This is a genomic window from Nocardia sp. NPDC049707, from assembly GCF_040674855.1.
GTDB lineage: Bacteria > Actinomycetota > Actinomycetes > Mycobacteriales > Mycobacteriaceae > Nocardia.
In genome coordinates this window covers 1-5,113 of record NZ_JBFANN010000004.1, presented here as the reverse complement: position 1 = coordinate 5,113, position 5,113 = coordinate 1, and the positions used below count along the sequence as shown (strand labels likewise).

General features: G+C 64.7%; 2 protein-coding genes and 1 pseudogene. 2 read left to right on the top strand and 1 reads right to left on the bottom strand.

Translation table 11 applies throughout. From position 1 onward, the window contains the following. Positions 1 to 3,102: amino acid adenylation domain-containing protein (locus AB0J29_RS06040; protein ID WP_364780049.1), on the bottom strand; the 3,102-nt coding region annotated here is incomplete at its 3' end. A 921-nt stretch (positions 3,103 to 4,023) separates the two neighbouring features. Here AB0J29_RS06040 and AB0J29_RS06035 point away from each other — a divergent pair. Continuing rightward, positions 4,024 to 4,140: pseudogene (locus AB0J29_RS06035) on the top strand (DUF397 domain-containing protein); the annotation flags it as partial. Positions 4,141 to 4,264: 124 nt separating this feature from the next. Continuing rightward, positions 4,265 to 4,615 carry a hypothetical protein gene (locus tag AB0J29_RS06030; RefSeq protein ID WP_364780046.1) on the top strand — a complete coding sequence of 117 codons (351 nt, stop codon included), beginning with the start codon at positions 4,265 to 4,267 and terminating at the stop codon, positions 4,613 to 4,615. Positions 4,616 to 5,113 lie beyond the last annotated feature (498 nt).

Genomic DNA, 5,113 nt, shown 5'->3' with positions numbered 1-5,113 from the left:
TCCGTGGCCACGCTCCGCTACCGCCTCCGGGCCCGTCGCTCGCGCCGCGGTGTTTTCCGCGATCTCGAGCTGCAAATCGAACTTGGCCAGCGATACCGGGTGATCCACGGACGAGACCGTCAGTCCCGGCAGTTCCAGACCGGTGCGCGCCAGGTTCTGGAAGACCAGCATCACCTGGAACAGCGGGTGCCGCGCGGGCGAGCGCACCGGATCGAGCAGTTCGACCAGCCGCTCGAACGGCACGTCGGCGTGTCCGAAGGCCGCGATATCGACCTTGCGCACCGCATGCAGCAGCTCGCCGAAGGTCATGGCGGGATCGATCTCGGTCCGCAGCACGAGGGTGTTGACGAACATGCCGATCAGATCGTCCAGCGCCGCCTCACCGCGACCGGCCACCGGGGTGCCGATCGCGATATCGCGGGTGCCCGAAAGCCGGGCGAGCAGTACCGCGAGCGCCGCGTGCACGACCATGAACAGCGTCGAATTGTGTTGGTGCGCAATCTGTTCGAGTCGCGCATGGATCTCGGCATCGATATCGAAGGCGACGACGGCACCGTTGTTGGATGCCGCGGCCGGCCGCGGCCGATCGGCGGGCAGATCCAATTGTTCCGGCAGCGTACCCAATTCACCGCGCCAGAATTCGATCTGTTGCGCGAAGACCGATTCCGGGTCGACCTCGCTGCCGAGGGTTTCACGCTGCCAGATGGTGTAGTCGACGTATTGCACCGCAAGCGGCGGCCATTCGGGCCGTCCGCCGCGCACGCGATCGGAGTACGCGGTCATCAGATCGCGGGCCAGCGGTCCGAGCGAGAAACCGTCCGCCGCGATGTGGTGCACCACGCACACCAGCACGTATTCGGATTCGCCGAGCTGGAACAGTCGCAGGCGCACCGGCGGCGCGGCCGTCACATCGAATCCGGCCAGCACCTCGGCACTGATCAGATCCGAAAGTTCCGGCATCGTCGCGGTGGTCACCGGAAGTTCCGGCACCGCGCGCGCATCGGTCACCGCCAGCACGACCTGGAAGCCCTCGCCATCGATATCTGGATAGATGGTGCGCAGCACCTCGTGCCGGTCGATCAGATCATGCGCCGCCGCGCGCAGCGCGTCGACATCCATTCGCCCGGACAGCCGCACCGCGAGCGGAATATTGTTGACCGCACTGGCCGTATCGAAACGGTTCAGGAACCACATCCGCTGCTGTGCGTAGGACAGCGGAATCCGGTCGGGACGAATCTGGGCGGTGAGCGCCTGGCCGACGGCCGAACCCGCGTGCTGCTCAACGCGTTCGGCCAGTGCCGAAACCGTCGAAGCCTCGAAGATCAGCTCGACCGGCACCCGGATTTCGAGTGCGAAACCGATGCGCGCGGCAGCCTGGGTGGCCAGCAGCGAGTTGCCGCCGAGTTCGAAGAAGTCGTCTTCGACGCCGACGCGCGCGTCCGTCTCACCACCGAACAGCAGCGCCCCGAATACCTCGGCAACGATCTGCTCGACCGGTGTCACCGGGGCACGGAACCGACGTGCGGCGAAGACCGGTTCGGGCAGTGCCGCCCGGTCCAGCTTGCCGACCGGGGTCAGCGGAATCTCGTCCAACACTGTGATGGCGGCCGGAATCATGTAGTCCGGCAACGATTCTGCGACATGTGCCGCGAGCTGACCGGTATCGAGAGTGGCGCCGTCACGTGGCAGGACATACGCGACCAGGACGGTTGTTCCGGAGGGCAGAGTCCTGCTCAGCGTGGCCGCGAAGCCGACATCAGGGTGGGTGGTGAGCGCGCTATCGATCTCGCCGAGTTCGATGCGCAGCCCGCGGATCTTGACCTGGAAATCGGACCGGCCCAGATACTCCAGCTCACCGGTTTCGTTGCGCCGCACCAGATCTCCGGTGCGATACAGGCGCGCACCCGCGCTGTCGGCATCCGCGCCGAACGGGCTGGCTACAAAGCGTTCCGCGGTCAGCTCCGGCCGATTGAGATAGCCCTGCGCGAGCACCGCACCCGAGACATAGAGCTCACCGACAACACCCGCGGGGACCGGACGCAACCGCGCGTCGAGCACGAAGGCGCCGACGCCCGCGATGGCGGAACCTATGGTGACAGGCTCACCGGACGGCAGCGCGTCGGTGCTGGTGACCATGACGGTCGCCTCACTCGGCCCGTACGCATTGAATACCGACCGGCCGCTATCGGCCCAGCGCGCCACCAATTCCGCCGGGAGCCGGTCTCCGCCCGCCACCACGACCTGCAGGTCATCGAGATCGGCGGTATCGAGCGACTCCAGCGCACCCGGGGTGATCAGCAGATGGGTGACCTGCTCCCGTCGTAGTAGATCCGCGAGCTCACCGCCGCCGAATACTGTTGGCGGCGCGATGATCAGCGTCGCGCCCACCGAGAAGGTGAACAGCGTCTCCATTATCGAGAAGTCGAAACTGGGCGAACTCAGATGTGAGACACAGGAATCCGCGTCGAACAGATAATGCTCGCCGATCGCCGCGAGCCCGGCCAGCCCGGTGTGGGTGACCGCGACGCCCTTCGGCTTACCGGTGGAACCCGAGGTGTAGATGACGTAGGCCGGATGGTTTTCATTGACCACGCGCACGCGATCGGCATAGGAGACCGGATGATCAGGCCGGGCGGCGATGCGCTCGGAAACCACCGGATCGTCTATTTCGATCCAATAGGCCGAGGTGCCGAGTTTGGCGCGATGCGCCGAGGTGGTCAGGCCGTGTGCCGCACCCGAATCAGTGACGATGTGCTCGATCCGGTCCGCCGGATAGTTCGGGTCGACCGGAACATAGGCCGCCCCCGTCTTCACGATCGCCCACAGCGCGACGATCGATTCGACCGAGCGGGTGATACTCATTGCAACGCAGTCGCCTGCGCCGACCCCGCGATCGATCAGCTCGCGCGCGATCTGTGACGAGGCGGCATCGAGTTCGCGATAGGTGAGTTCACGTTGATCCGCCGGATCACCGGTCGGGTTGAATCGGAGGGCGACCGAATCGTCCGCGGACTCCACTGCGGCCGTGAGCAGCTGGGCGAACAGCGGGCTCCCCGATCTGCGGCGACGACTCCCACGGACAGTACGACGGGCAGTATCCATTCGAGTGTGTTCACCTCTCGAGTCGAGCTTGGACCTGCCCCCTACCCTCCTTCGAGGGCATTCAGCACCGGGGCCGAACCCATCATATAAGCCTGTTGCATACATAGTTACGCCTCCGCCCAAGAGGGCGCAGGCGTGACAACTGTGTATCGGTCTCAGACGGTTGACGTTGCGTCGCGGCCCGACTCAGTGAACTACGTCACGTAGCTGGTACACGTCTCCGATGAGATTCCCTATTGAAAAACCGCACCTCACCTCAGTCGTCGAGCCACCACTCGATCTGATCGAGGTCTGTGGCCGAGTAGATAGTGGTGTCATCTTCGGCATCGAGCAGCATCCAGTCGAAGGGCATCGGCGATCCGCGTTCCCTAGCGAACGCAACCACAGCCAGTCGACCGAGCCGGAAGCCGAATGCCTGCCCACCTGACCGCGGAAGGTAAGCCGGGTACGGCACCCAACGCACCCAGCACTGCACCGGTAAAACCACGGGACGCCAAACCATCCATGTCCAGCAACCCCGGAAAGTCGGTGCAGAACAACAGGACCCACCGCAGCCCCAACCCGAACGCACCCCTTGTCCCGGCCACACCCCCGCGCCCCATCGAGTGCGTGCCACCTCCACCCCTGACGTCCGAGACGGCAACCTCAACTGGCGCGCGTATCCGTGCGGGCAGCACTCACCCGCCCCCGAAACCGCACCACCACAAGGGAATCACCCCCCATCAAGCTGGACATGTGATCACGAGGAAGCTGCGGCGGCATCGCCCAAGCGAGAAGCCCCGCCACCAGTTCCACCTGATCTTGATTGCCTAGATCTGGAACACCGGGTGACCATCGATGTGATCGACGCGCAGTGGTTCTAGTCGTCGCGCAGTACCCGGGGGCGCTGAGTGCGTCGAGGTCGCCTGGCTCGACAATGGTCATATCGGGGTCCGCGACTCGAAGAACCCCACCGGCCCCGTACTGATCTTCACCCCCAACGGATGGAGCACCTTCACCGCTGGCGTGCACGATGACGAGTTCAACCGTCCCGCTTAGCATTTCAAAACCGACCGCGCACCAGGGAAGCGAGCTGACTGCGCTCGAGGCCCACAGTAGTGCCGCAGTGGCTGGTCGCTGCCGGAAGCCTCCTCATCCCGGCTAGTCGTAGTACGGTCGCGCAATGGTTCGTCGGGTGGGAACAGTGCTCATGGCGTGCGTGAGCGCGGTCGCGGTGATTTTCGTCGGATATCGGATCTGGGTGTCCGCGTCGTCCGAGCAGGTGGAGATCAGTTGCGGGCCACGGACGGCGGCGGCGCTGTACTGCGTTTATCACCGGACGACACCCGGTTTTGCGGGGACAAGATACGAGGTGATCGTAGGTCATTCTCCGGGGCGCGGACTGGTTTACGGGATCCCCTACGCGGCCGAACAGATCATCGCGACATGGGATACGAGTACTGGCGCGGTCACAATCGCCATGCCAGGGACCACACTGACGATTGCGCAATCCGAGTACCTCGATACCCGATAGCCAGTGTGCCTGTCTACCGCGAGCTTCGGTTCGGGCTCGTCGGCGACACCGTAGGCTCGGCCGGAGCGCCCATTCCTGCACCGATCCTGTGGCGTGCGGCGAAGTCAACGCGACGCCGTATTCCGATGACCAGCTGTTCTGTCGGATGGGACCCCGCACGAACCGGGAGGTTCTGGAAAGCGGAAACCATCTGCCGACTACCCAAGAGACCATCAAGAAATACACCCGCCGAGCCGGTGTGGACCTCACGGGCATCCGCGTGGACGTGGCCAGCTCCGCCGATGATGTGCACTACTTCGACTACATGGGGGCCAGCGCCAGCACCGCTCCGGGGCATATCGCCCTGGCCTCAGCGCATTTGCCGATGAACAGACATTGCTGCGGGACTTGCCCCCCTGTGGTGGCCGCACACCCTTACCGGGTGTGCGGTGGCCGCACACCCGGTCGCCGAGCATCGCATCGATCGCGGTGCGGCCCTTCGTCCCGTACCCGACGACC

Excerpts from the sequence above, each read along its gene's own strand:
- AB0J29_RS06030 (WP_364780046.1), top strand. The coding sequence starts at position 4,265 with ATGGTTCGTCGGGTGGGAACAGTGCTCATGGCGTGCGTGAGCGCGGTC.